Here is a 23,158-nt window from a genome sequence, read left to right as displayed (position 1 = left end):
CGGTCGGTGGGCGCGCCATTGTGTTGTTGGGCTACAACGTAGCACCGCGAACCGCGCCCACCCCAGTCCCGCGTTCACAAGGCACACCTGAGTAAACATGTGGACGGTCAGAGTCATGTGTCGTCAGGTAGACAACGGCTGGCCGATGTCGGCCTCGACCTCCACGATGTACCCGTTGAGCCCCACCAGGGCAACGGAGTAGGTCCGGCCCAGGGCCATCTAGCCCACCCCCCGGAGGTGCTCAACCGCAGGCTGGCCGATGCCGTCGTCGAGCACGGCGATCACGTCCACGCGGCGCAGGGGCATCCGCAGCTCATGGTCCCGGCACCACGCCGCCGCGAGGCGGTGGAGCCGGGCCAGCTTCTCCGCGTCCACGGCTTCAAAGGGATGACCGTAGTCGAGGGACTTCCGGGTTTTCACCTCGGCGATGACCAGGGCGTCGCCGTCGAGCGCGACAATGTCGATCTCGCCGTCCCGGCAACGCCAATTTCGGTCCACCACCCGCATGCCGAGCGATTCAAGAAACCCGGCGGCGAGGTCCTCCCCGCGCCGGCCCAGGACGTCCTTAGCTCTCATGCCTCCAGCGTGCCGCGCCGCCACGGACGGACGCAGGGAGCACCTTGCCTATGTGGAAAACCCATGGCCCGGTCTCGGTGGAGGAAGGGTCGCGGAACTCAGCCGAGCTGGTGATCCGCAGCGTGTTCAGCACTGCTGATCGCATAATCAAGGCAGGACGAGAAGAACTGCAGGAGGAACAGGAATGAAAGTACTATTCCTGGATATCGATGGAGTCGTCAACCGCGTGGGTACGAGAGAGCACTTTCGCGGCTTCATGGGCATCGATCCTGTCCTTGCGTTCAAGGTCGGCAAGATCATCCTTGACACTGACGCGGCGGTTGTTCTCACATCCACATGGCGGCATTTCCAAGGCGGCCTTGAAGAAGTCGACCGGCACGTCCACAAGACCTTTGACGTCACTCCGGCAGCAGACACAGGTTTTCGTGGCGAGGAGGTGAAGATGTGGCTGGACCAGCATCCGGAAGTGACGCGATATGCCATTCTCGATGATGATTCAGACTTCTATGCCGATCAGCCCCTGTTCAAGACCGCCTGGCAGACGGGAATCACGGACGAGATTGCGCAGCAGGTCACGGAATATCTAAACGGCAAGGAGGAACCCCAGGAGTGAAACGAAGAATCAGTTGCCCAGGTCTTCGACCTTGGGCAGGGCGAGCTCCTCGCTGCGGGGCAGTTCCTCGACGTTGACGTCCTTGAACGTGATGACGCGGACGCTCTTGACGAACCGGGCGGAGCGGTACACGTCCCACACCCAGGCGTCCTGCAGCGTCAGGTCGAAGTAGACCTCGCCGTCGGCGCTGCGGGCCTGCAGGTCAACGTGGTTGGCAAGATAGAAACGCCGCTCGGTCTCGACCACATAGCTGAACAGCCCGACGACGTCGCGGTATTCGCGGTAGAGCTGCAGCTCCATGTCGGTCTCATAGTTTTCAAGGTCCTCGGCACTCATGGTTCCATCTTGCACCATCCGGCGCCGGCCGCGCGCCACCGGGGCGGCCCGCGCCGATCCGGCGGCCGGGATCGCCAAGCCGCGGCGGCCGGGATCGCCAAGCCGCGGCGGCCGAAGGCTAGAGCAGCTGCCAGCTGACCCGGTGGTAGGGCGTGGGGCCCGCAGCGCGGAGCGCGTCCTTGTGCGCGGCGGTGCCGTAGCCCTTGTTCTCGTCCCAGCCGTACGCCGGGTATTGGGCGTGCAGTTCGCCCATCATGGTGTCCCGCTCGACCTTGGCGAGGACGCTGGCCGCGGCGACGCTGAGGCACTGCATGTCCGCTTTCACCAGGGTGTGTACCGGAGCGTCGCAGCCGGGTGCGGCGGGGGCGTCGTCGAACAGGGAGGGCTGCAGGTCCGGCGAGAGCCAGTTGTGGCTGCCGTCCAGCAGGACCACCTCGGGCGTAATGCCGGCGGCGAGCACTGCGAACCAGGCACGGTTGCCGGCGAGCCGCAAGGCACCGATGATTCCGAGTTCGTCGATCTCGTTTGCGGACGCATGCCCCACGGCGGAGCCGACGGCCCAGTCCCGGACCAGCGGCACCAGCCGCTCCCGGTCGGCGACCTTGAGCAGCTTGCTGTCCCGGACGTCGGCCAAGAGCGTCTGCCGCTGCAGGTCCACGACGGCGATCCCCACGCTGACGGGGCCGGCGAGGGCGCCGCGGCCTACCTCGTCGATGCCCGCGAGCAGCCGGGCACCGGAGCCGCGGAAGCGGCGTTCGTAGTCGAGGGTGGGGGCTTCGGACATGGCGGGCGGCTTACTTTCGGGCCGGGGCGGGCACGCTGCGGAAGACGTCCGGATAGTTGTCCAGTGCCGAGATCCGGTTCAGCGGCCAGGCGATGACGGCTGCCCGGCCTTCGATGTCGGACTCGTTGACGAACCCGCCGTTGGTGTTCATGTGGGCGCGCGAGTCCGCAGAGTGGTTGCGGTTGTCGCCCATGACCCAGACTTTGCCCGCCGGCACGACGATGTCGAAGTCCTTGGCCTGGGGAATCTCTGCGGGGTTGATGTATTTCTCGTTCAGCGGGGCTCCGTTGACGGTGAGCTGGCCGCCCGCGTCGCAGCAGACCACGTGGTCCCCGGGCAGCCCGATGACGCGCTTGACGAGGTGCTGTTCCGAGTTGTCCGGAAGCAGGCCGACGAACGTCAGCCCGTCCTGCACCCAGGTGAACGGCCCCTTCGGCTTCTCGGCCGCGGGCGAGAGCCAGCCCTGGCTGTCCTTGAACACCACGACGTCGCCGCGTTCGAGCGCGATGGGTTGCGGCACCAGGAGGTTCACGAAGATGCGGTCGTTCACGTCGAGGGTGTTGACCATGGATTCGGATGGGATGTAGAAGGCCCGGAACAGGAAGGTCTTGATCAGGAAGGAGAGCACGATCGCCACGATGACCACCGTGGCCACTTCCTTCAGCCACAGGAAGAGCGGGCTGTGCCCTTCGCGGGCTTTGGCTTTCCTGGCCCGCCGCGAGGACCGGCCCGCGTGGGCGGGTCCTGCGGGACGTCCGCTGTCGTCCCGGCCGCCGCGCGGCGCTCCGGCGCCTCCGTCCTCCGACGACGACGGCGCTCCGGCGCCTCCGTCCTCCGACGACGACGACGCGCCGGCGCCAACCCCGGCTCCCGCGCCAGTCCCGGCGCTAACCCCGCCCCCGGCTGCCGCGCCAGTTCCGGCGCCCGCTCCTGCGCCGGTCCCGGCTCCTGAACCAACCGCACCAGCCCCCGCACCGGAGGCGTGAGGGTCCTCGACCCGGGTCTGCGGCAGCCGGACGGTGGAAGGCTCAGCTTGCCGCCCGTCGGGAATCGCCGCGGAGGTGACCCGGGGCAGGTCCTGGCCCTGCGGATCAGGAGTGCGCGGTTCGGTCTCGGGCATTTACTGTCCGTTCGTCGTCGTCGTTGTCGCGGCCGGTTCGGGCCGCGCTACTGCTGCAAATCTATCAAGCGGCCAGATTATCTGTACCGGCTTGCCGATCACGCGTTCCAGCGGCACCATGCCGCCGCCGGGCGCGCCCAGGAGGCTGCGCGAATCGGCCGAGAGCGAGCGGTGGTCCCCCATGAGCCACAGCCGGCCGGGCGGCACTTCCACACTGAACCTCGTGGTGCTCGGGGCGTCCCCCGGGTACACATAGGGTTCCGCAACTTGCTGGCCGTTGACTGTGAGCCGGCCGCGGGCGTCGCAGCACACCACGCGGTCGCCCGGCAGTCCGATGACGCGCTTGACATACGTGGTGTCGCTGCCCGCGAGGCCAAGCCAGCGCCCGGCTTCGGCCAGGGCATCCACCACGGGGCCTTTGCCGCTGTTCAGCGGGGCGAAGGAGCCGCGTCCGTCGAAGACGACGACGTCGCCCCGGTTCAGGGACGGGGCCTGGAAGCCGGTCCGCGCCACCAGGATCCGGTCGCCCGTGAGCAGGAGCGGTTCCATCGACGCGGAGGGGATGAAGTAGATGTCCAGCCACAGCGAGCGGACCACGGCGCTGATGGCCACCGCGAGGACCAGCGCCAGCAACGCAAAACGCCAGCCCGGTTTCCTGGGCTGGCGTTTTGGCTGTTCCATGATCCGTATCCCTTGGCGCTGTCGTGAACTAAAGTGCGCTGTTGCGGATAGCTCCGGTGACGCACCGGGTACGGTCCGTGGACCCGCGGCGGAAGTCTGGAAGGACTTACTTGGCGGGCTGGAAGTCGCGCTTTTCCTTGATCTTCGCGGCCTTACCACGCAGGTTACGCATGTAGTAAAGCTTGGCGCGGCGCACGTCACCCTTGGAGACGAGCTCGATCTTGTCGAGGATCGGGGAGTGCACCGGGAAGGTACGCTCCACGCCGACGCCGAAGGAGACCTTGCGGACGGTGAAGGTTTCGCGGACGCCATCGCCCTGGCGGCCCAGGACGAAGCCCTGGAAGACCTGGACGCGGGAGTTCTTGCCTTCGATGATGTTCACGTGAACCTTGATGGTGTCACCCGCGCGGAACTCGGGAACATCGGTGCGCAGCGAGGCTGCATCTACGGAATCGAGGATATGCATTGATCCACTCCTGGTGAACGCCACAGGTCACTCACGTTGGGTTACGGCGGACAAGCCCGGGTGGCGTGGCCGCCCGGAAATTTCCGCCGAAAGTTTGTCAATCCGGCCCCTGTCTGGAATAGACGGGACCGGGGTGCCGGGCTGTTGGTAGCGCTCCCCCTGTGGCAGGTTCGCAACCCAGCAGGCACAAGGACTAATTTTGCCACATTTGGTGCTGGTTAGCCCAATCCCGCGGTTAAGCGTCGGGGCGCCGCGTGAGCCGGCCGTCGACGACGTCGTACCCCAGGTCGGCGAACGCCGTGCGGTCCGCGCGGGGCAGCTTGCCGGCGTCGAACACGGCGAGCAGGTCCGGGCGGCGTTCAGCGGTGCGCCGGTACTGCTCGTGCCGGCGCCACTGGGCGATCTTTCCGTGGTTGCCGCTGAGCAGCACCGCCGGGACGTCGCGGTCCCGCCAGCTGGACGGCTTCGTGTAGACCGGGTACTCGAGCAGCCCGTCGGAGTGGGACTCTTCGACGAGTGACTCGGGATTCCCGACGACGCCGGGCAGCAGCCGTCCGATCGCCTCAACCATGGCGAGCACGGCGACCTCGCCGCCGTTGAGGACGTAGTCCCCCAGGCTCATCGGGCGCACCGTGAAGTGCTCCGCCGCCCATTCCAGGACCCGCTCATCGATGCCCTCGTACCGGCCGCAGGCGAAGACCAGCTGGTCCTCCTCGGCGAGCTGGTGGGCGGTGGCCTGGGTGAAGCGCTCCCCCGCCGGCGACGGGACAATCAGCACCGGCTTACTCCCGGAACCCGGGACACCGGCACTCTCTGCAGCCCCGGCGCTCTCCGCATCCCCGGCCCGGGCGCCCGCGACGGCCGTGAGGGCCTGCGCCCAGGGCTCGGGCTTCATGACCATGCCGGCGCCCCCGCCGTAGGGGGTGTCATCGACCGTCCGGTGCCGGTCGGTGGTGAACTCGCGCAGGTCGTGGACCCGCAGGTCCAGCAGGCCGTCCTGGCGGGCCTTGCCGATCAGGGACAGCTCCAGCGGTGCCAAGTACTCCGGGAAGATGCTGACGACGTCGATCCTCATCTACGCGTTGCCCTGCCCTTCGGGGTTCCGGGCTCCGGCGTCCTCGGAAGCCGCGGCCGGGGCGTTCTTGTCAGCGGCATGCTCCTCTGCGGCCTGTTCCTCCGCTGCCTGCTCCTCGGGGGACTCATCGGTGTTGACCTCGAAGAGTCCGGCCGGCGGGGTGACCAGGACGTACTTTTCGCCCACGTTGACCTCCGGCACGATCTGCTCCACGAACGGGATCAGCACCTCGGCGCCCGCGGTGGTGGTGACCACCAGCAGATCCTGGACGGGCAGGGTGTGCAGGGCGGAAACCTTGCCCACCACGTCGTCGCCCACGCGGACGTCCAGGCCCACAAGCTCGTGCTCGTACCAGCCCTCGTCATCGTCGGCGTCACCGATGTCCTCGGTCTCGATGAACAGCTTGGCGCCGCGGAGGGTCTCGGCCTCGTTGCGGGTCTCGATCTCGTCGAACGCCAGCAGCAGGATGTCCTTGTTCCAGCGGGCGCTGATGACCGTCAGCGGCCCCGACGACGCCGGTTCCACAATGAACTGCGTGCCGGGCACAAACCGGTCGCCGGGCGCATCGGTCAGCACCTGGACGGTCACTTCGCCGCGGATGCCGTGGGGTTTGCCGATTCGTGCCACCTGGAGCTGCATCTGTTCCTCTGTTCGGGGTTGGTCGTTTGTGGGTTTGCGCGGAAAACAGTCCGGCCCCTCCACCATTATCTGGTGAAGGGGCCGGGCTAAAGACAAGTAGTGCTGAACGCGTTAGCGGCGGCGGTCCGTGTCGACGACGTCGACCCTGACCGGCTCGCCGTCCGCCAGCGCCGCAACCACAGTGCGCAATGCGCGTGCGGTCCGGCCCTGCCGGCCGATCACCCGTCCGAGGTCGTCCTGATGAACGCGCACCTCGAGGGTTTCCCCGCGGCGGTTGTTCTTCGCAGCGACCTTGACGTCCTCGGGGCTGTCAACAATCCCGCGGACCAGGTGTTCGAGCGCTTCTGCCAGCAATTTACTCTGCCTCGGTGGTCTCTGCTTCAGCGGCGTCGGCGGGAGCCTCGGCAGCGTCGTCCTTCTTGGCCTTCTTGGTGATGGCTTCCGGGATGATCACGGAACCCTTTTCCGGGGTAACGAAGGCAGCCTTGGGAGCCTTGGTCTTCAAGGTTCCCTCCTGGCCGGGGAGACCCTTGAACTTCTGCCAGTCACCGGTGATCTTGAGGATCGCGGCAACCTGCTCGGACGGCTGTGCGCCGACGCCGAGCCAGTACTGGGCACGGTCCGTGTCGACCTCGATGTACGAGGGCTCTTCGGTCGGGTGGTACTTGCCGATCTCTTCGATGGCACGGCCATCACGCTTGGAGCGTGAGTCCATGACGACGATGCGGTAGTACGGTGCGCGCATCTTGCCGAAGCGCTTAAGGCGAATCTTTACGGCCACTTTTGTGGTCACTCCTGTTTCTGAAACGGGGTCGAGCCCGGCGTTCTGCACCCGTGGGGCGGGCCGTACTAGGGGGTTCTAAAGGACAAGATCCGGACGCGGAGAGAGGGGCCACGCAGATCGAGTACCTGTTCATTGTGCCAGATCACCGGCAGGATTTCGACTTGACACTCGGGACGTCCCGTTGGGCGTCCCGTCAGGCCGTCCTCCCGGGCGCCCAGTCAGGAAGTCCAGTCAGGAAGTCCAGACGTAGAGTCCGGTCCTCGTGGCGGGATCCACGCCGGCGGCGAGTTCGGCGATCCGGCGCACATAGGCCCGGGCGTGGTCGAGGCCGAAGGGCATGTCCTCCTCGGAAGCCCAGTTGGCGGCGACATCCTCCAGGACGTCGCCCTCCCCCTCGGTTTCGTAGCTGAGCAGTTCCGCGAGCGTCCGGACCATCGCGGCGGGGACGCCCAGCAGCGAGTCGCTGGCCACGTCCACCATCGCCAGTTCGTAATCCGCGCCCGCCGCGTGCACTGCCACTCCGGCGAGATCGCCGAGGCGTTCCACCTCGAAGTCGCTGATGTCAGGGATGCGGACGGCCCCGGCGGCGGCCGGCCCTCCACTCTCGAGGGCGCCGGCGCGCTTGAGGGCGTCTTCGTGGGTGGACACAAAGATTTCGGTGAATCCCATGCAGCTAATCCTTTAGGGTTCGGCGGCGCGTGGACCGCTGTTGGTGGCGTCGCTTCAGCCTAGCGTGCCTGCAGCGCCCTGTGCCGTCAGCGAAAAATGGACATGCTCTCCGTGAGCCCGGCCGCGCTCCCTCACGCGGCCGCTCCGGGACCGGACATGCCCTCCCCCGGCCGTGACCAATGGACATAAGGGCACTATGTCCACTCCCGAACGCCAGCACTGGACATGTCCCGCGCTCCCGTCAGCGAAAAGTGGACATGCTCTCCGTGAGCCCGGCCGCGCTCCCTCACGCGGCCGCACCCGGACCGGACATGCCCTCCCCCGGCCGTGACCAATGGACATAAGGGCACTATGTCCACTCCCGGACGCCAGCACTGGACATGTCCCCGGGCGAGCCGGCAGCGAACGGCGACTTTAGCGAACGGCGACGCGGATCCGGTTGCGCCACGGGTCCTCGAAGCGCAGTTCGGCGCCGGTGTGGTGCGCGGTGAGGCCGGCGACTTTGAGCCGGTCGGCCAAGGCTCCGACGTCGTCGCCGGACGGCACCTCGATGAGGACCTCGCCCAGACCCAGCGTGTCGCGGCGCGGGCCGGCGCCGCGGCTGTTCCACACGTTCATGGCCATGTGGTGGTGGTAGCCGCCGGCGGAGACGAACAGCGCCTGGCCGTGCCAGCCCGCGGTTTTCTCGAAGCCGAGAATGCCGACATAGAAATCCTGTGCGGACTGGACGTCGCCCACCTGCAGGTGGACATGCCCGACGCCGGCGTCGGCCTCGCGCTGGCCGGCGAGCGACGTTTCGGTGAGGTGCTGCTCGAGGTAGCGCTGCGGCGGCAGGGCCAGGCTGTCCATCACGACGTTCGTGCCCTCCCAGGACCACGCGTCCCGCGGCCGGTCCCAGTAGAGCTCGATGCCGTTGCCTTCGGGGTCGTTGAAGTAGAAGGCCTCGCTGACGAGGTGGTCGGCGCTGCCCGTGAAGGACTGCGGCTCGTACTGGGCAGCGGTGGCAACGGTGGCGGCCAGGGAGGGCTGGTCATCGAAGAGGAGGGCGGTGTGGAAGAGGCCCGCTTCGCCGCGCGACGGCAGGTTCAGCCCAGGGGCGGGCGCGAGGTGGACCAGCGGGCTGTGCTTGCGCCCGAGGTAGAGCCCGCCGTCCTGTTCGGCAACGACGTCCAGGCCGAGGGCGCGCTGGTAATAATCCGTCATGAGCTTCATGTCGCCGACCTTGAGCATCACGGTGCCCATGGTGAGTTCGGCGGGAAGGAGGTCCTGGGTGTTGGCTTCTGCGGTCATGGAAACGCTCCGGTGGTTCTGTGGCCACCGACCTTCGGCGACCCTACACAGATGTAAATTACTTGAAGCTTCAATTTATTCCGAAGGCGGGGCTACTCTTGGCTGAGCAATTTTCCCCGCAAGACGATGTGCCGCAGCTCCGCGAGCGTGGCCAGGTTTCGCCGGGGGTCTTCGGCGCAGACCAGGACGTCGGCACTGGCGGATTCGGTGAGGCCGTCCGCTCCGAGCCACGTTCTCGCGGACCAGCTTGCCGCGTCGAGGGCGGCCGCGGCGGGAAGCCCGGCGGCGTGGAGGGCCCGGATCTCGTCCACGATCCGGCCGTGCCTAATCACGCTGCCGGCGTCGGTTCCCACATAGATGACCACCCCGGCCTCGTGGGCCTCGAGGATCCGTTCCGCCCGCCGCGCCCAAAGCGAGCGCATGTGGGCGGCGTAGCGGGGGAATTTGGCCTCCGCCTGGGCGGCGATGTCCGGGAACGTGGCGATGTTGATCAGGGTGGGCACGATCGGGACGCCCTGCTCCACGAAACGCGGCACGTGCCGCGGCAGCAGCCCGGTGCCGTGCTCGATACAGTCGATGCCGGCGTCGAGCATGTCATCCAACGTGTCTTCGGCGAAGCAGTGGGCGGTGACTCGGGCCCCTTCGTCGTGGGCCGCCTGGACGGCATCCTTAACCGTTCGGGCGGGGAAGCTGGCGGCGAGGTCACCGGCGTCGCGGTCGATCCAGTCCCCCACGAGCTTGACCCAGCCGTCGCCTGCACGGGCCTGCTTCCGCACGGCCTCAACGAGACCCTCCGGTTCCACCTCGACGGCCAAGCCGCGCAGGTAGCGCCGGGTGCGGGCGATGTGCCGGCCGGCGCGGATGATCCGGGGCAGGTCCGTACGCTGCTGGAGCCAGCGGGTGTCGTGGACGGCGCCGGCGTCGCGGACCAGGAGCGTCCCGGCGTCGCGGTCCGTGACGGCCTGGGACTCCGCGGCGTCCTCGGAGACGTCCCCGCCGGGACCGAGGCCGATGTGGCAATGTGCGTCCACGAGCCCGGGAATGACCCAGCCGTCCAGCACCTGCTCCGGCGCGGCGGCAGGACGGTGGAAGGTCAGCTGGCCGTCCACGGCCCAGAGCCCGCGGCGTTCCTGAGTCGGTCCGGTGAGGACGGGACCGCTGAACTCGATGATGCCTGTCATGGCTTAAAGCCTAAGCCGCATCGCGATCCGCGGGCCCAGAGCATCCAGCCCCGCTTGCGCCTCGGCGGCCCGCAAGGCGGCCAGGGCCCCGGCCGGGTCGGCGACGGGCTCAAAGCCGCAGCTCGCGTAAAACGGTGCATTGAACGGGACAAACGCAAACGTGCAAAGCGTCATCGATTCATAACCGCGGCTCCGGGCCGCATCTACGGCAGCCTCGACCAGGGACCTGCCGAGGCCCTTCCCGGCAAAGTCCGGATGGACCGCGAGTTGTTCGAGATGGGCCTGCCCGTCGACTTCATCGACACGGGCGAACCCCACGGGCGGAGTTCCGGCAACCAGGAACAGGAGCGGCCCAGCCACCGTCGAAGGCTCAGCGGCCGGAAGCGCCTGGCACCCCAGCGCCGCCTCAAGCAGGCGGTCAGCGGCGGCCTCAAGAGCCGGCAGCGCCGCGAGGTCCTCCGGCGTCGCCGTCCTGATGCCGGGCAAGAACCTGGGCTGAGTCACGATGTCACGGTAACACCGCGGCGGGACGGGCCCGTCACACTGGACAGCCGCACGGCGGCACGTGGTAGCTTCATCTACGACCACACGGGTGCCCCTGCAGGGGCTGAGATCCGGCTGACGCAGCCTGCGACCGTTGAACCTGTCCGGGTAATGCCGGCGAAGGAAGTGAGCAATCCTTGAGCACCACAAATCCACAGCAGAGCCGTGTCCAAAATCAGCCGACCGGGATTCGGCCGGGCCAAACCGAGTCTCCGCAACCCACGCAGTCGTTGAAGGCCCACTCGCTGGCCTTCAACACAGACTCGGAGCATGGCATCCGCGTCCCGGTGACCGAGATTGCCCTTGAGCCCTCGCCGGGCGGCGTCCGGAACCCTCCATTCCGGGTCTACCGCACGGCCGGCCCGGGCAGCGATCCGGTCCGCGGGCTGGAGCCGTTCCGGGCCCCCTGGATCGAGGCAAGGGCGGACACGGAACCGTACGACGGCCGGGAACGGGAGCTGCTCGACGACGGCAAGTCGGCCGTGCGCCGGGGTGCGGCGTCGGCCGAATGGCGGGGCGGGCGCCCGGTGCCGCGCCGCGCCGTCGAGGGCAGGACCGTCACGCAGATGCGCTACGCCCGGGACGGCGTCATCACCCAGGAAATGCGGTTCGTCGCGCTGCGCGAGAACTGCGACGTTGAACTCGTGCGCAGCGAGGTGGCCGCGGGCCGGGCGATCATTCCCAACAACGTCAACCACCCCGAGTCGGAGCCGATGATCATCGGCAAGGCGTTCCTGGTCAAGATCAATGCCAACATCGGCAACTCCGCCGTGACCAGCTCGATCGCCGAGGAGGTCGACAAGCTCCAGTGGGCCACCCAATGGGGTGCGGACACGGTGATGGACCTCTCCACCGGGGACGACATCCACACCACGCGCGAATGGATCATCCGCAACTCCCCCGTCCCGATCGGCACGGTCCCGATCTATCAGGCGCTGGAAAAGGTCAACGGTGAGGCAAACGCCCTGACCTGGGAGATCTTCCGGGACACCGTGATCGAACAGTGCGAACAGGGCGTGGACTACATGACCATCCACGCCGGAGTGCTGCTGCGGTATGTGCCCCTGACGGCCAACCGGGTCACCGGCATCGTGTCCCGCGGCGGTTCGATCATGGCCGGCTGGTGCCTGGCGCACCACCGGGAAAACTTCCTCTACACGCACTTCGACGAGTTATGCGAAATCTTCGCGAAGTACGACGTCGCGTTCTCCCTCGGTGACGGGCTGCGGCCCGGCGCGACGGCCGACGCCAACGACGCCGCACAGTTTGCCGAACTGGATACCCTGGCCGAACTCACCCAGCGGGCCTGGGAGTTCGACGTCCAGGTCATGGTGGAGGGCCCGGGGCATGTGCCGTTCCACCTGGTCCGGGAAAACGTGGAGCGCCAGCAGGAACTCTGCAAGGGCGCCCCCTTCTACACGCTGGGGCCACTGGTCACCGACATCGCACCGGGCTATGACCACATCACTTCGGCGATCGGCGCCACGGAGATTGCCCGCTACGGCACCGCCATGCTCTGCTACGTCACCCCCAAGGAACATCTCGGCCTGCCGAACAAGGACGACGTGAAGACGGGCGTGATCACCTACAAGATCGCGGCCCACGCTGCCGACCTCGCCAAGGGGCATCCGGGTGCGAACGAACGCGACGATGCCCTGTCCAAGGCACGTTTTGAGTTCCGCTGGCGGGACCAGTTCGCCCTGTCCCTGGATCCGGTGACCGCCGAGGCCTTTCACGATGAGACGCTCCCCGCGGAGCCGGCGAAGACGGCGCACTTCTGTTCGATGTGCGGGCCGAAGTTTTGCTCGATGCGGATCAGCCAGGACATCCGGGACGAATACGGATCGGCGGATTCGCAGGCGGCCCTGGCGCAGATGGCGGCCGGCATGCGGGAGAAGAGCAATGAGTTCCTGGCGGCCGGCGGCAGGGTCTACTTGCCGGAGCCTTCCGTGGGAGGCCCCGCAGCTTCCTAGGGGTACCGGCTAGGACGCGCGGGCGTGCTGGAGCCGGCTGACCTCGGCGATAAACGAGCGGATGGCCCGGTCCCCGTCGGACGAATCCTGGGGCCGGTGCCCTCCGGCGGCCGTGCGGTGCAGGGCGCCGGTCTCGCGCAGGTAGCCGGCGATTTCCTCATACAGCGGTTCCCAGCCGCCGGTCAGGACCAGCGTCGGCACGCCGGGCACGATCTGCAGCGGGGCTTCCCACGGCGGCGCCTGCAAGCGGAGCCGGCGCGCCGCCCGAAGGGCCTCCGGGGTGGTGGCCCCCGGCGCATCGGCCGAGAACGCCCGGCGGATGAACTCCCGCTGGAAGTCATCGTCGCTGAGGTTGTGCCGGACGTCGAAGAGCGGCTGCATCAGTGCCCGGTGCGCGGCGGTGGCCGGGAGCTCCGCGGTCAGGGACAGGCAGGCGGGCTCCACCAGGGTCAGCGACTGGACAAGGTCGGGACGCTCGACGGCGGCCATCATGGCGGCGATGGCGCCCTGCGAATGGGCCACCACATGGCCGCCGGCCTCGCCGCGTCCGTCGTCTGCCAGCGACGCGAGGACGATGGCGGCGTCGGCGGAGAAGTTGGTTTCCAGCGGTTCCGCGACGGCATCAAACCCGTGCCGCCGCAGGAACAGCGCGTCGTAGTCCAGCGCCATCCCGTGCTGCTTGGGCCACGCGGCGGCGCCAAAGCTGCCATCCCCGTGCACGAAGACTACGCGCTGCTTGAACATGGTCTAACCCTATGGCACTTCAGTGCTGATGCCGCCGGCGACACAGTCCCGGAGGCACAGTCCCGGCGGCACCTGGCAACTGCGGTTACTTGCTGCCGCCGAGGAACTTGTCGAAGCCCTTGGGCAGGTTCAGCTGGGACGGATCGAAGTCGCCGCCCTGCTGGCCGAACGACGCCCCGGTGGGCAGCGCCTTGGGGCCGGCCGCACGCCGGGCCTCGGCGTCGCGCAGTTCCTGCGCAGCCTTGGCCGGGTTGCCGGAGCGGGCCTTCTTCTTGGGCGCGGATTTGGCTCCCTTTCGAGCACCGCCGCCGCCCATACCGGGCATCCCCGGCATTCCCGGCATGCCGCCGCCCGCGGCCATCTTCTTCATCATCTTCTGGGCCTGGGCAAAGCGTTCCAGCAGCCCGTTGACCTCGGAGACGTGGACGCCGGAACCGCGGGCGATGCGTGCGCGGCGGGAGCCGTTGATGATCTTCGGCGCGACGCGCTCGTGCGGCGTCATGGACCGGACAATGGCCTCGACGCGGTCGATCTCGCGCTCGTCGAACTGCTCGAGCTGCTGGCGGATGTTCTGCGCGCCGGGCATCATCATGAGCATTTTCTTCATGGAGCCCATGTTGCGGATCTGCTGCATCTGGGCGAGGAAGTCGTCCAGGGTGAAGTCTTCCTGGTCGGCGAACTTCTTCGCCATCCGGGCGGCCTCGTCCTTGTCCCAGGACTTCTCGGCCTGCTCGATCAGGGTCAGCACGTCACCCATGTCGAGAATGCGCGAGGCCATGCGGTCCGGGTGGAAGAGCTCGAAGTCGTCCACCCCTTCGCCGGTCGAGGCGAACATGACGGGCTTGCCGGTCACCGACGCGACCGAGAGCGCGGCACCGCCGCGGGCATCGCCGTCGAGCTTGGACAGCACGATGCCGGTGAAGTTGACGCCCTCATCGAATGCCATGGCCGTGTTGACGGCGTCCTGGCCGATCATGGAGTCGATCACGAACAGCACTTCGTTGGGGACAATCGCGCGGCGGATCTGGCGCGCCTGCTCCATCATCTCGGCGTCGACGCCGAGACGGCCGGCGGTGTCCACGATCACGACGTCGTGCAGGGTGCGCTTGGCTTCCTCGACGCCGGCACGGGCGACGGCGACCGGGTCACCGGCCGGGTGGTCGAGTTCGGTGGACGTAGCGCCGGGGTGCGGGGCGAACACGGGCACGCCGGCGCGCTGGCCGACCACCTGCAGCTGGGTGACGGCGTTCGGGCGCTGGAGGTCGCAGGCCACCAGCATGGGGCTGTGGCCCTGGGCCTTGAGCCACTTGGACAGCTTGCCGGCCAGGGTGGTCTTACCGGCACCCTGGAGGCCGGCCAGCATGATGATGGTGGGCCCGGTCTTGGCCAGGCGGATCCGGCGGGTTTCCCCGCCGAGGATTTCCACGAGCTCTTCGTTGACGATCTTGACGATCTGCTGGCTGGGGTTCAGCGCGCCGGAGACCTCGGCGCCGAGCGCACGCTCGCGCACGCGGCCGGTGAACTCCCGGACCACGGGAACGGCGACGTCGGCGTCCAGGAGGGCACGCCGGATCTCGCGGACTGTGGCGTCAACGTCCGCCTCGGTCAGGCGGCCCTTGCCACGCAGATTCTTGAAGGTTGCTGTCAACCGGTCAGAGAGTGAATTGAACACGCGCCGTGCACTTCTTTCAGTGGATCTACAGGTGGCGGCCGGTCCGGCTCGCCAGCGTCGCGGCTGATGTTCGCCTGAACGAACCGCCTCGACAACGGGACTCGACTATCTAGGGTACCAATATGCGCCTTCAAGATGGCATGCTGGCGTAGGTGACTAGCCAAACAACTGTAAAAACCTTACTCATCCTGGGCGCCTCGGGCGACCTGACCGGCAGGCTCCTGCTGCCCGGACTGGCCCGCCTGGTGGCCCGGGGACGCGCCGACGGCCTCACCCTGGCCGGGGCGGGATCAGATCCCTGGACGTCCGGGCAGTGGCTCGACCGGATCGAGGAATCCTTCGCGGACGAGAACTCCCAGGCCGATGCCTACGGCAAGCGGGAGCTGAAACGGATCCGCGAGGAGAGCACCTACCACCAGCTCGACGTCACGGCCGAGGGGCAGCTCGCGGGGCTGCTGGCGCAGTTGGAGGGCCCGGTGGCCGTCTACTTCGCCCTCCCGCCGCACATCAGCCAGCTGGCGTGCGAGGCCTTGGCTCCGAAAGACCTGCCCGCCGGCACCCGGCTGGTGATGGAGAAGCCGTTCGGCTCGGACGTGGAATCCGCACGCCACCTGAACCGGACGCTGGCCGCGCTCGTCCCGGAGGACCACATCCATCGGGTGGACCACTTCCTGGGCAAGGCGACCGTCCTGAACATTCTGGGCCTGCGCTTCGCCAACACGTTCCTCGAACCCGTCTGGAACCGCGCGACCATCGAAAAGGTGGAAATCATCTTCGACGAGGATCTCGCCCTGGAGGGCCGGGCCCGTTATTACGACGGCGCCGGGGCCCTCCGCGACATGATCCAGAGCCACTTGCTCGAGATCATGGCCCTCATGGCGATCGAGCCGCCGGCGTCCCTGGATGAGCGGGACCTCCGCGATGCGATCGCCACCGTGCTGCGCGCCAGCAGCATCAAGGCGCCCTACGCGAAGAGCACGCGGCGCGCCCGGTACACCGCGGGCTCCATCGACGGCCGCAAGATCCCCGACTACGTCAAGGAGGCCGGGGTGGATCCCAGCCGCGACACGGAGACCCTGGCGGAGGTCGAGGTGCAGATCGACAACTGGCGCTGGGAGGGTGTGCCGTTCATCCTGCGCTCCGGCAAGGCGCTCGGCGGCATGCGCAAGGAAGCCGTGGTGACGTTCCGGCCGGTGCCCTATCTGCCCAAGGGATTCACGGGAGTGGACGCTCCCAACCAGCTCAGGATCGGGTTCGGCCCGGACACGCTGCAGTTCGACGTGGACGTGAACGGCCCCGGTGATGTCCTGCGCCTGGACCGGGCCACGCTGCAGGCCGAGCTGAGCGCCTCCGAGCTCCTCCCGTACGGCGAAGTCCTGGAAGGGGTCCTCACCGGCGATCCCCTGCTGTCCGTGCGTGCCGATACCGCCGAGGAGGCATCCGGCCCGCTGTCAGTACCGCTATGTCAGTACCGCTATGTCATTACCGCTGTGTCAGAACCGCTGTGTCAGAACCGCTGTGTCAGAACCGCTGTGTCAGAACCGCTATGTCATTACCGCTGTGTCAGAACCGCTGTGTCAGAACCGCTGTGTCAGAACCGCTGTGTCAGAACCGCTGTGTCAGAACCGCTGTGTCAGTACCGCTGTGTCATTACCGCTGTGTCAGAACTGCTGTGTCAGAACCGCTGTGGAAGGGCCGGTTCCGGCGTACGGACCGGGGAGCAGCTAGATGGCTGCCGAGCCGCGCTCCCCGGTGCGGACCCGGACAGCTTCGAACACGTCCATCGTCCAGACTTTGCCGTCGCCGGCCCTGCCGGTGTTGGAACTGGCGATGATGACATCGAGGATGTCGTCCGCCTGTTCGTCGGTGGCCAGGACTTCCACCCGGATCTTGGGCAGAAGGTCCACGTTGTACTCGGCCCCGCGGTACACCTCGGTGTAGCCGCGCTGGCGGCCGTAGCCGCTGGCCGCGCTGACCGTGAGGCCCTGCACACCGTAGGCTTCCAGCCCTTCGCGAATAGCCTCAAGCTTTTCCGGACGAACGATTGCCGTAATCAGTTTCATGCCCCCACACTTTCCTTACCCGTTGCGTTCTTCTTGCCGTTGGACGAGGCAGCCACCTCAGGTGCGGAGAGAGCGCCCTCCTCGCGCGGCTCGCCGCCCAGGGGCTTGCCGGTGATCAGTTCGTGCAGCGGCTGGAAGCTGCCGCCGTGGCCGCCGACGCCGAACTCGTAGGCGGTCTCGGCGTGCAGGCTCAGGTCCACGCCGACGACTTCCTGTTCCTGGGATACCCGGAAGCCCATGAGCTTGTGGATCGGGAAGGCGATGATGAACGTCATCACGGCGGTGAAGGCAATGGCGAACAGGGCCGCGAGGGTCTGGGCGACCAGCTGCGTGGTGCCGCCGCCGTAGAACAGGCCCGCGGCGCCCTGGGTCGGGGTGGCCAGGAAGCCGATTGCCACCGTGCCGATGACGCCGGAGACCAGGTGCACGCCGACGACGTCGAGCGAGTCATCGTAGCCGAACTTGAACTTCAGGCCGACGGCGAGCGCGGAAGCCACACCGGCGACGACGCCGAGGGCGATCGCCCCGAGCGGGGAGACGTTGGCGCAGGCCGGGGTGATGGCGACGAGGCCGGCCACCACGCCGGAGGCGGCACCGAGGGACGTCGGGTGACCGTCGCGGAAGCGCTCCACCGCGAGCCAGCCGAGCATTGCGGCGGCCGGGGCGGCCAGGGTGTTGATCCAGATGAGGCCGGCCTGCTCCACGGTCGCGGCTGCACCGGCGTTGAAGCCGAACCAGCCGAACCACAGGATGGCGGCGCCGAGCATGACGAACGGGATGTTGTGCGGGCGGTGGTTCGGGTCCTTGCCGAAGCCCTTGCGGTTGCCGATGATCAGGACCAGGATCAGTCCCGCGACGCCGGCGTTGATGTGGACCACGGTCCCGCCGGCGAAGTCGATGACCGGTGCGAACGTCTGGCCGAACCAGCCATCAGCAGAGAAGAGACCGCCGCCCCAGACCATGAAGGCCATCGGCGCGTAGACCAGGGTGGCCCAGATGGGCGTGAAGACCACCCAGGCGGAGAACTTGGCGCGGTCGGCGACCGCACCGGAGATCAGGGCCACCGTGATGATCGCGAAGGTGGCTGCGTAGCCGACCTTGAGCAGGTCAGCGGGTTCGGTGAAGCCGTGGAGGCCGAAGTGGCTGAACGGGTTCGCGAAGATCTGGAAGAAGTTGTCCTTGTTGCTCGTAGCCATCGAAGCGCCCCACAGCACCCACATGATGCCGACGGTTCCAATGGCGACGAAGCTCATCATCATCATGTTCAAAGCCGACTTGGCGCGAGTCATGCCGCCGTAGAAGAATGCCAGGCCCGGGGTCATGAACAGCACGAGTGCTGCCGCGACCAGGAGCCAAACGAGACCTGCGGTGAGTTCCATGGTCTACGTCCTCTCTTGCTATTAGGTGCGGAGTAGTCCGCCGGTCCCAACGCATTGTTTGCGTTCTAGTAAAGAGTTTCGCGGGGCTGTGTTTCGCTGGCGGAGGATTTACATTGCCGGGTTGTTACAAGAACCTCCCGGACGTAAATGGTGCGTCTCGCACTTGTTACGGTTATGTTTCATCCTCTTGATTTTTCCCTCCGGGCCGGCAGCCACGGCCCCGCTTCTGACCAAGCTTCAACCCCAAGGACGAACACACCATGAGCAAGACCTCCCGCCCCGCCGGCGCAGCAGTCCCCCAGGCGCCCTCCCTGGCGCCGGGGCGGTCGCGACTGCCCCGGGACATCAAGGTGATGCTGGTGGCGGCCTTCCTGATCGCCATCGGATTTGGCCTCGTCGCACCGGTGCTGCCCCAGTTCGCCACCACGTTCAACGTCGGCGCGACGGCGGCGGCCGTGATCGTGAGCATCTTCGCCTTCATGCGGCTCGTCTTCGCCCCGGCCGGCGGCGCGCTGATCGTGAAGCTGGGCGAACGGCCCGTCTACGTCGCCGGGCTGCTGATCGTGGCGGCGTCGACCGCGGCGTGCGCCTTCGCCCAGGACTACTGGCAGCTGTTGGTCTTCCGTGGCCTGGGCGGCGCGGGTTCGGTGATGTTCACCGTGGCGTCCATGGCACTCGTGGTCCGGCTCGCGCCGCCGGAAAGCCGCGGCCGGGTCTCCGGGGCCTACGCGTCGGCGTTCCTGATTGGCAACGTCTGCGGGCCGATCGTCGGCGGCCTGCTCGCCGGCTTCGGCCTGCGGGTGCCGTTCCTTGCCTACGCGGCAGCGCTGCTGCTGGCCGCCCTCGTGGTGCAGACCCAGCTCAGCCACGTACCGGCCGCGTCGCGGGAATCCGGCGCCACGGCACCGGCGATGGAACTGAAGGACGCGCTGCGGGACAGCGCCTACCGGGCCGGCCTGTTTTCCAGCTTCGCCAACGGCTGGGCGACCTTCGGGGTGAGGATGGCCACGGTGCCGCTGTTCGCCGTCGTGGCCCTCGGCGCCGGGCCGCAGTCCGCCGGCTGGGCCCTGGCCGTGTTTGCGGGCGGAAACGCGGTGGCACTGACGTTCTCCGGCCGGCTGGCGGACAACCTGGGCCGCAAGCCCCTCCTGCTAGCCGGGCTGGTGGTTACCGGCACGGCCACGGCGGCGATCGGGTTCACACACCAGCTGCCCTGGTTCCTGTTCGCGTCCGCCTGCGCCGGGATCGGCTCCGGGCTGCTCGGACCGGCCCAGCAGGCTGCCATTGCCGATGTGATCGGCAATGAACGCTCCGGCGGCCGGGTCCTGGCCGTCTTCCAGATGGCCTCCGACAGCGGCGCGATCGTCGGGCCCGTGGTGGCCGGGCTGCTGGCAGACCGGCTCGGCTACGGCTGGGCCTTCGGCATCACCGGCGGCATGCTGCTGGCCGCCGCGGCGGCCTGGTTGCCGGCCCGCGAAACCTTCAAGCGGCCGCCCGCCTGAGTCGTAGCAGGCGGGCCACCAGGAATTGGCTAGGCTAGGGGCAAACCGACCAAGACTGCTGGAGAATCCGTCATGCCCGATACTGACCACCCGCCCCTCGACAGGGAGCCTGGCTCCACCAGACCCCGGCCACCCCGCAGAGTCACCAGGATGCGGCTTATCGGGGTCATCGCGGCCGTTGCCGTCGTTGCGCTGATTGCCGTCCTGCTCACGGTGTCGTTGAATTCCAACCAGGCCGGGAACGCTCAAGCGACCGTCCAGAACCCGCCGATGAAGCCTGCCCCGACGGGCAAGGCTCCGGCCGTCACCTACTACAAGCAGATTCCGCCGCCCAGCGGTTCCCCGTTGGAGCACGTGGATCCGCTGGAACTGACGGTGAAGAACGAGGCCGCGGGAACTTCCCTGAACAAGGGCACCGTCGGGATTTCGCTGGAAGCGACCGATCTGGCGGATCCCGCGCTGAGCGCCGACAACGCCTCCATGGTGAAGCTGCTCAAGGCCTCCGATGACACCGTACTGCGGTTCGGAGGGAACGCCGTCGACCGCCGGTTCTTCTGGACGTCCACGGGCGAGGCGCTCCCGTCCAACTACAAGGGGGACGCGACCCGCGTGGCCAAAGTGGTCACCCCGGAAGACTTTCAGCGGGTGGCCGCCCTTCTGAACGCGACGAATGCCAAGATCAGCCTCACCGTGGACCTTGGACACTACGACCCTGCCCGGGCTGCGGACATGATCAAGCACGCGTCCAGCATCTTCGGCCCGCGTCTGCTGAGCTTCACGGTCGGGAACGAACCGAACGGGTTCGTCCTTACAAAGCTGCGACCGGCCAACTACGGCGTTGACGAGTACGCCGCAGAGCTCAAGGCTTATGCCGACGCCATCTACGCGGTGGCCCCCAACGTCGTCATCTCCGGGCCCGGAGTTTATGACCAGAAGTGGTGGAAGCCCTTTATCGACGCCGATCTGCCGCAGAAGAAGGTCCTGTCCTTCCATAACTACCCGCTCTACAGCTGCTCGGACACGAGCTCGGAGGGCTTTCCCACGATTTCCAACCTGCTGGGCGATGCAGCTCGCCAGCGCTCGGCCCGCTACCAGCAGCATGCCCTGGACGCGGCAAAGGCTGGCGGCCTGGAGACCTGGCTCGCGGAGACGGGGATGTCCGCATGCCCCGGCTCCAACGAGACCACCAAGACGCACGCGACAGCGCTGTGGGCAGTCGACTACGCCTTGAATGCCGCCCGGCTTGGCATCACGCGGCTCGGCTTCCATAGCTCAATGGCGACCTGCAAGGGCGGCCCGCCCATGTCCGTGATCTGCAGCGGCGGCGCCTACTTGGAGCCGAATGGCGAGATGGTCCCCCGTGCGAACTACTTCGGCATGGCGATGGTCGCCGACCTGGCGCCCGGCAAGTTCCTCAATCTGGACAGCAAGGGCGGCGGCTCGTCCAACAGCTACGCGCTGCAGAACGCGGACGGAAGCACCACCGTGGTCATCGTCAACGAGAACGACCCGGCGAAGGCCGCCCAGACAGAGGTGACGCTCAGCCTGCCCGGCCGTGCCCTGACCGGAACCATGACGCAGCTCAGCGGCCCCCGCCTGGACGCCCAGGACAGCACGGTGATCGACGGGGCCAAGGCCGGTCCCGTCCCGGCCGCCAAACGGACAACTGTGCCGGGCTTCTCCTACGGTTCCGAGACGCAGAAGTTCAAGCTGACCGCCGGCACCGCGACGGTGCTCCACTTCAGCTACTGACCCGTCGTTTCGGCCGCCCCCGGCGGCAACGCGAAAGTGCCCCGGTCCACACAGGACCGGGGCACTTTTTCTTGCGGTGGTGCCTGCTAATTCAGCAGCGCATCCACGAAGGCTTCGGCGTCGAAGGGGGCGAGGTCGTCAGCGCCCTCGCCCAGCCCGATCAGCTTGACCGGAACACCGAGGGCCTTCTGGATGGCGACCACAATACCGCCCTTGGCGGTGCCGTCCAGCTTGGTCAGGACGATTCCGGTGATGTTCACCACCTCGGAGAACACCCGTGCCTGGTTCAGCCCGTTCTGGCCGGTGGTGGCATCCAGGACCAGCAGCACCTCGTCCACCTCGGCGAGCTTTTCGATGACCCGCTTGACCTTGCTGAGCTCGTCCATCAGGCCCACCTTGTTCTGCAGGCGCCCCGCGGTGTCGATCATGACGACGTCGACTTCCTGGTCGATGCCGGCCTTGACGGCCTCGTAGGCCACCGACGCCGGGTCGGCGCCGTCGATGTCCGACTTCACGGTGGGCACGCCCACACGCGCACCCCACGTGGCCAGCTGCTCGGCGGCGGCGGCGCGGAAAGTGTCGGCCGCGCCCAGCAGCACGTCCTTGTCCTCGGCCACGAGCACGCGGGCGAGCTTGCCCACGGTGGTGGTCTTGCCGACGCCGTTGACACCGACCACCAGCATGACGGCTGGCTTGTCGGCGTGGCGCTGGACGTTCAGGCTGCGGTCCATGGTGGGGTCCACGAGCTTGATGAGTTCCTCGCGGAGCAGCGCCTTGACGTGCTCAGGGTCCCGCGTGCCGATCACCTTGACGCGTTCGCGGAGCGCATCCACGAGCTGCATCGTCGGTTCGGTGCCGAGGTCGGCCAGCAGGAGGGTCTCCTCGACCTCATCCCAGACGTTTTCGTCGATCTTGTCCGCCGAAAGCAGGGCCAGCAGGCCCTTGCCCAGGATGTTGTTGGACTTGACCAGCCGCTCGCGCAGCCGGATCAGCCGCCCTGCCACCGGCAGCGGGGTTTCCACCGGCACGGTTTCCAGGCCGGCGGCGTTGTCCGGCACCTCAATCGTTTCGGGACCTGCCAGGCCGCCGGCGTCCGGTGCAGGCCGCTCCGGTGCCTGCGCGGGACGGTCCTCCACAAGGGTTCCGGCTCCCGGGGCCTGCACGGGGTCGTTTGCGTCACGCGTGCCGGGATAGTTCCTGACGTTCTTCCGGGTCTTCATGAGCACCGGAATCAGCGCGCCGAGGACCACCAGGACAGCGAGAATGGGCAGAATAATGGGGAGGATGTCGTTCACTCCCCTAGCTTCTCACAATCC

Annotated in this window: 23 protein-coding genes, 1 pseudogene and 1 riboswitch; of the genes and pseudogenes, 5 read left to right on the top strand and 19 right to left on the bottom strand. The window is 67.4% G+C overall.

From position 1 onward, the window contains the following. Positions 1 to 219: 219 nt before the first annotated feature. A complete protein-coding gene (locus AB4Y72_RS16350) occupies positions 220 to 576 on the bottom strand; it encodes a YraN family protein (protein WP_441427191.1) in 357 nt (118 codons plus the stop codon). A gap of 184 nt (positions 577 to 760) precedes the next feature. Here AB4Y72_RS16350 and AB4Y72_RS16345 point away from each other — a divergent pair, with 184 nt between their 5' ends. Next, complete coding sequence (locus AB4Y72_RS16345) at positions 761 to 1,189, top strand: HAD domain-containing protein (RefSeq protein WP_441427190.1); 429 nt, start codon at positions 761 to 763, stop codon at positions 1,187 to 1,189. 9 nt (positions 1,190 to 1,198) lie between these two features. On the opposite strand, the gene AB4Y72_RS16340 is transcribed toward AB4Y72_RS16345, so the two are convergent. The 13 genes from AB4Y72_RS16340 to AB4Y72_RS16280 form a co-directional block, all read right to left on the bottom strand. Next, positions 1,199 to 1,525, bottom strand: coding sequence for a DUF2469 domain-containing protein (locus AB4Y72_RS16340; protein WP_018773443.1), 327 nt, complete (start codon positions 1,523 to 1,525; stop codon positions 1,199 to 1,201). 118 nt (positions 1,526 to 1,643) lie between these two features. Further along, the gene (locus AB4Y72_RS16335; protein WP_441427189.1) at positions 1,644 to 2,309 is read right to left on the bottom strand and encodes a ribonuclease HII; all 666 of its coding nucleotides are present in this window, start codon (positions 2,307 to 2,309) and stop codon (positions 1,644 to 1,646) included. 10 nt (positions 2,310 to 2,319) lie between these two features. Next, positions 2,320 to 3,429, bottom strand: a complete 1,110-nt coding sequence (lepB, locus tag AB4Y72_RS16330) for a signal peptidase I (protein WP_441427188.1) — start codon at positions 3,427 to 3,429, stop codon at positions 2,320 to 2,322. After that, a complete protein-coding gene (lepB, locus tag AB4Y72_RS16325; RefSeq protein WP_441427187.1) occupies positions 3,430 to 4,110 on the bottom strand; it encodes a signal peptidase I in 681 nt (226 codons plus the stop codon). 106 nt (positions 4,111 to 4,216) lie between these two features. Continuing rightward, entirely contained in the window at positions 4,217 to 4,576 is a 360-nt protein-coding gene (gene rplS / locus AB4Y72_RS16320; protein WP_441427186.1) for a 50S ribosomal protein L19, read from the bottom strand. Between the two features lie 235 nt (positions 4,577 to 4,811). After that, positions 4,812 to 5,651, bottom strand: coding sequence for a tRNA (guanosine(37)-N1)-methyltransferase TrmD (trmD, locus tag AB4Y72_RS16315; RefSeq protein ID WP_441427185.1), 840 nt, complete (start codon positions 5,649 to 5,651; stop codon positions 4,812 to 4,814). Then, positions 5,652 to 6,290 carry a ribosome maturation factor RimM gene (rimM, locus tag AB4Y72_RS16310; protein WP_441427184.1) on the bottom strand — a complete coding sequence of 213 codons (639 nt, stop codon included), beginning with the start codon at positions 6,288 to 6,290 and terminating at the stop codon, positions 5,652 to 5,654. It abuts the gene before it with no gap. Positions 6,291 to 6,401: 111 nt separating this feature from the next. Beyond that, a complete protein-coding gene (locus AB4Y72_RS16305; protein WP_441427183.1) occupies positions 6,402 to 6,644 on the bottom strand; it encodes an RNA-binding protein in 243 nt (80 codons plus the stop codon). 1 nt (position 6,645) lies between these two features. Then, a complete protein-coding gene (gene rpsP / locus AB4Y72_RS16300) occupies positions 6,646 to 7,071 on the bottom strand; it encodes a 30S ribosomal protein S16 (protein ID WP_441427182.1) in 426 nt (141 codons plus the stop codon). A gap of 234 nt (positions 7,072 to 7,305) precedes the next feature. Next, positions 7,306 to 7,743 carry a hypothetical protein gene (locus AB4Y72_RS16295; protein ID WP_441427181.1) on the bottom strand — a complete coding sequence of 146 codons (438 nt, stop codon included), beginning with the start codon at positions 7,741 to 7,743 and terminating at the stop codon, positions 7,306 to 7,308. A 414-nt stretch (positions 7,744 to 8,157) separates the two neighbouring features. Next, positions 8,158 to 9,033 (bottom strand): VOC family protein, encoded by an 876-nt coding sequence (locus AB4Y72_RS16290; RefSeq protein ID WP_441427180.1) that lies wholly within the window; start codon positions 9,031 to 9,033, stop codon positions 8,158 to 8,160. A 92-nt stretch (positions 9,034 to 9,125) separates the two neighbouring features. Further along, positions 9,126 to 10,214 (bottom strand): amidohydrolase family protein, encoded by a 1,089-nt coding sequence (locus tag AB4Y72_RS16285; RefSeq protein ID WP_441427179.1) that lies wholly within the window; start codon positions 10,212 to 10,214, stop codon positions 9,126 to 9,128. 3 nt (positions 10,215 to 10,217) lie between these two features. Further along, complete coding sequence (locus tag AB4Y72_RS16280) at positions 10,218 to 10,718, bottom strand: GNAT family N-acetyltransferase (protein WP_441427178.1); 501 nt, start codon at positions 10,716 to 10,718, stop codon at positions 10,218 to 10,220. Between the two features lie 74 nt (positions 10,719 to 10,792). Further along, positions 10,793 to 10,900, top strand: a riboswitch (TPP riboswitch). Here AB4Y72_RS16280 and thiC point away from each other — a divergent pair. Continuing rightward, entirely contained in the window at positions 10,895 to 12,730 is a 1,836-nt protein-coding gene (gene thiC / locus AB4Y72_RS16275) for a phosphomethylpyrimidine synthase ThiC (protein WP_441427177.1), read from the top strand. It overlaps the preceding riboswitch by 6 nt. A gap of 9 nt (positions 12,731 to 12,739) precedes the next feature. Here thiC and AB4Y72_RS16270 read toward each other — a convergent pair whose 3' ends face one another. After that, positions 12,740 to 13,474 carry an alpha/beta fold hydrolase gene (locus AB4Y72_RS16270; RefSeq protein WP_441427176.1) on the bottom strand — a complete coding sequence of 245 codons (735 nt, stop codon included), beginning with the start codon at positions 13,472 to 13,474 and terminating at the stop codon, positions 12,740 to 12,742. An 85-nt stretch (positions 13,475 to 13,559) separates the two neighbouring features. Further along, entirely contained in the window at positions 13,560 to 15,146 is a 1,587-nt protein-coding gene (gene ffh / locus AB4Y72_RS16265) for a signal recognition particle protein (RefSeq protein WP_441427175.1), read from the bottom strand. A gap of 152 nt (positions 15,147 to 15,298) precedes the next feature. On the opposite strand from ffh, the pseudogene AB4Y72_RS16260 reads away from it, so the two are divergent. Continuing rightward, positions 15,299 to 16,582, top strand: a pseudogene (locus AB4Y72_RS16260) (glucose-6-phosphate dehydrogenase); the annotation flags it as partial. 288 nt (positions 16,583 to 16,870) lie between these two features. Here the strand turns inward: AB4Y72_RS16260 and AB4Y72_RS16255 are convergent. Further along, positions 16,871 to 17,209 carry a P-II family nitrogen regulator gene (locus AB4Y72_RS16255; protein WP_028276847.1) on the bottom strand — a complete coding sequence of 113 codons (339 nt, stop codon included), beginning with the start codon at positions 17,207 to 17,209 and terminating at the stop codon, positions 16,871 to 16,873. Continuing rightward, positions 17,206 to 18,588 (bottom strand): ammonium transporter, encoded by a 1,383-nt coding sequence (locus tag AB4Y72_RS16250; protein ID WP_441427174.1) that lies wholly within the window; start codon positions 18,586 to 18,588, stop codon positions 17,206 to 17,208. Before AB4Y72_RS16250 ends, AB4Y72_RS16255 begins: the two co-directional genes overlap by 4 nt. Positions 18,589 to 18,941: 353 nt before the next feature. On the opposite strand from AB4Y72_RS16250, the gene AB4Y72_RS16245 reads away from it, so the two are divergent. Together AB4Y72_RS16245 and AB4Y72_RS16240 are read left to right on the top strand one after the other, a co-directional pair. Beyond that, positions 18,942 to 20,090, top strand: coding sequence for an MFS transporter (locus AB4Y72_RS16245; protein WP_441427217.1), 1,149 nt, complete (start codon positions 18,942 to 18,944; stop codon positions 20,088 to 20,090). 150 nt (positions 20,091 to 20,240) lie between these two features. Beyond that, positions 20,241 to 21,842, top strand: a complete 1,602-nt coding sequence (locus AB4Y72_RS16240; RefSeq protein WP_441427173.1) for a hypothetical protein — start codon at positions 20,241 to 20,243, stop codon at positions 21,840 to 21,842. 86 nt (positions 21,843 to 21,928) lie between these two features. Here AB4Y72_RS16240 and ftsY read toward each other — a convergent pair whose 3' ends face one another. Further along, the gene (gene ftsY, locus AB4Y72_RS16235; protein WP_441427172.1) at positions 21,929 to 23,137 is read right to left on the bottom strand and encodes a signal recognition particle-docking protein FtsY; all 1,209 of its coding nucleotides are present in this window, start codon (positions 23,135 to 23,137) and stop codon (positions 21,929 to 21,931) included. Positions 23,138 to 23,158 lie beyond the last annotated feature (21 nt).

The organism is Arthrobacter sp. YAF34, assembly GCF_052113245.1.
Lineage (GTDB): Bacteria > Actinomycetota > Actinomycetes > Actinomycetales > Micrococcaceae > Arthrobacter.
This window is presented reverse-complemented; position numbering and strand designations above follow the sequence as displayed.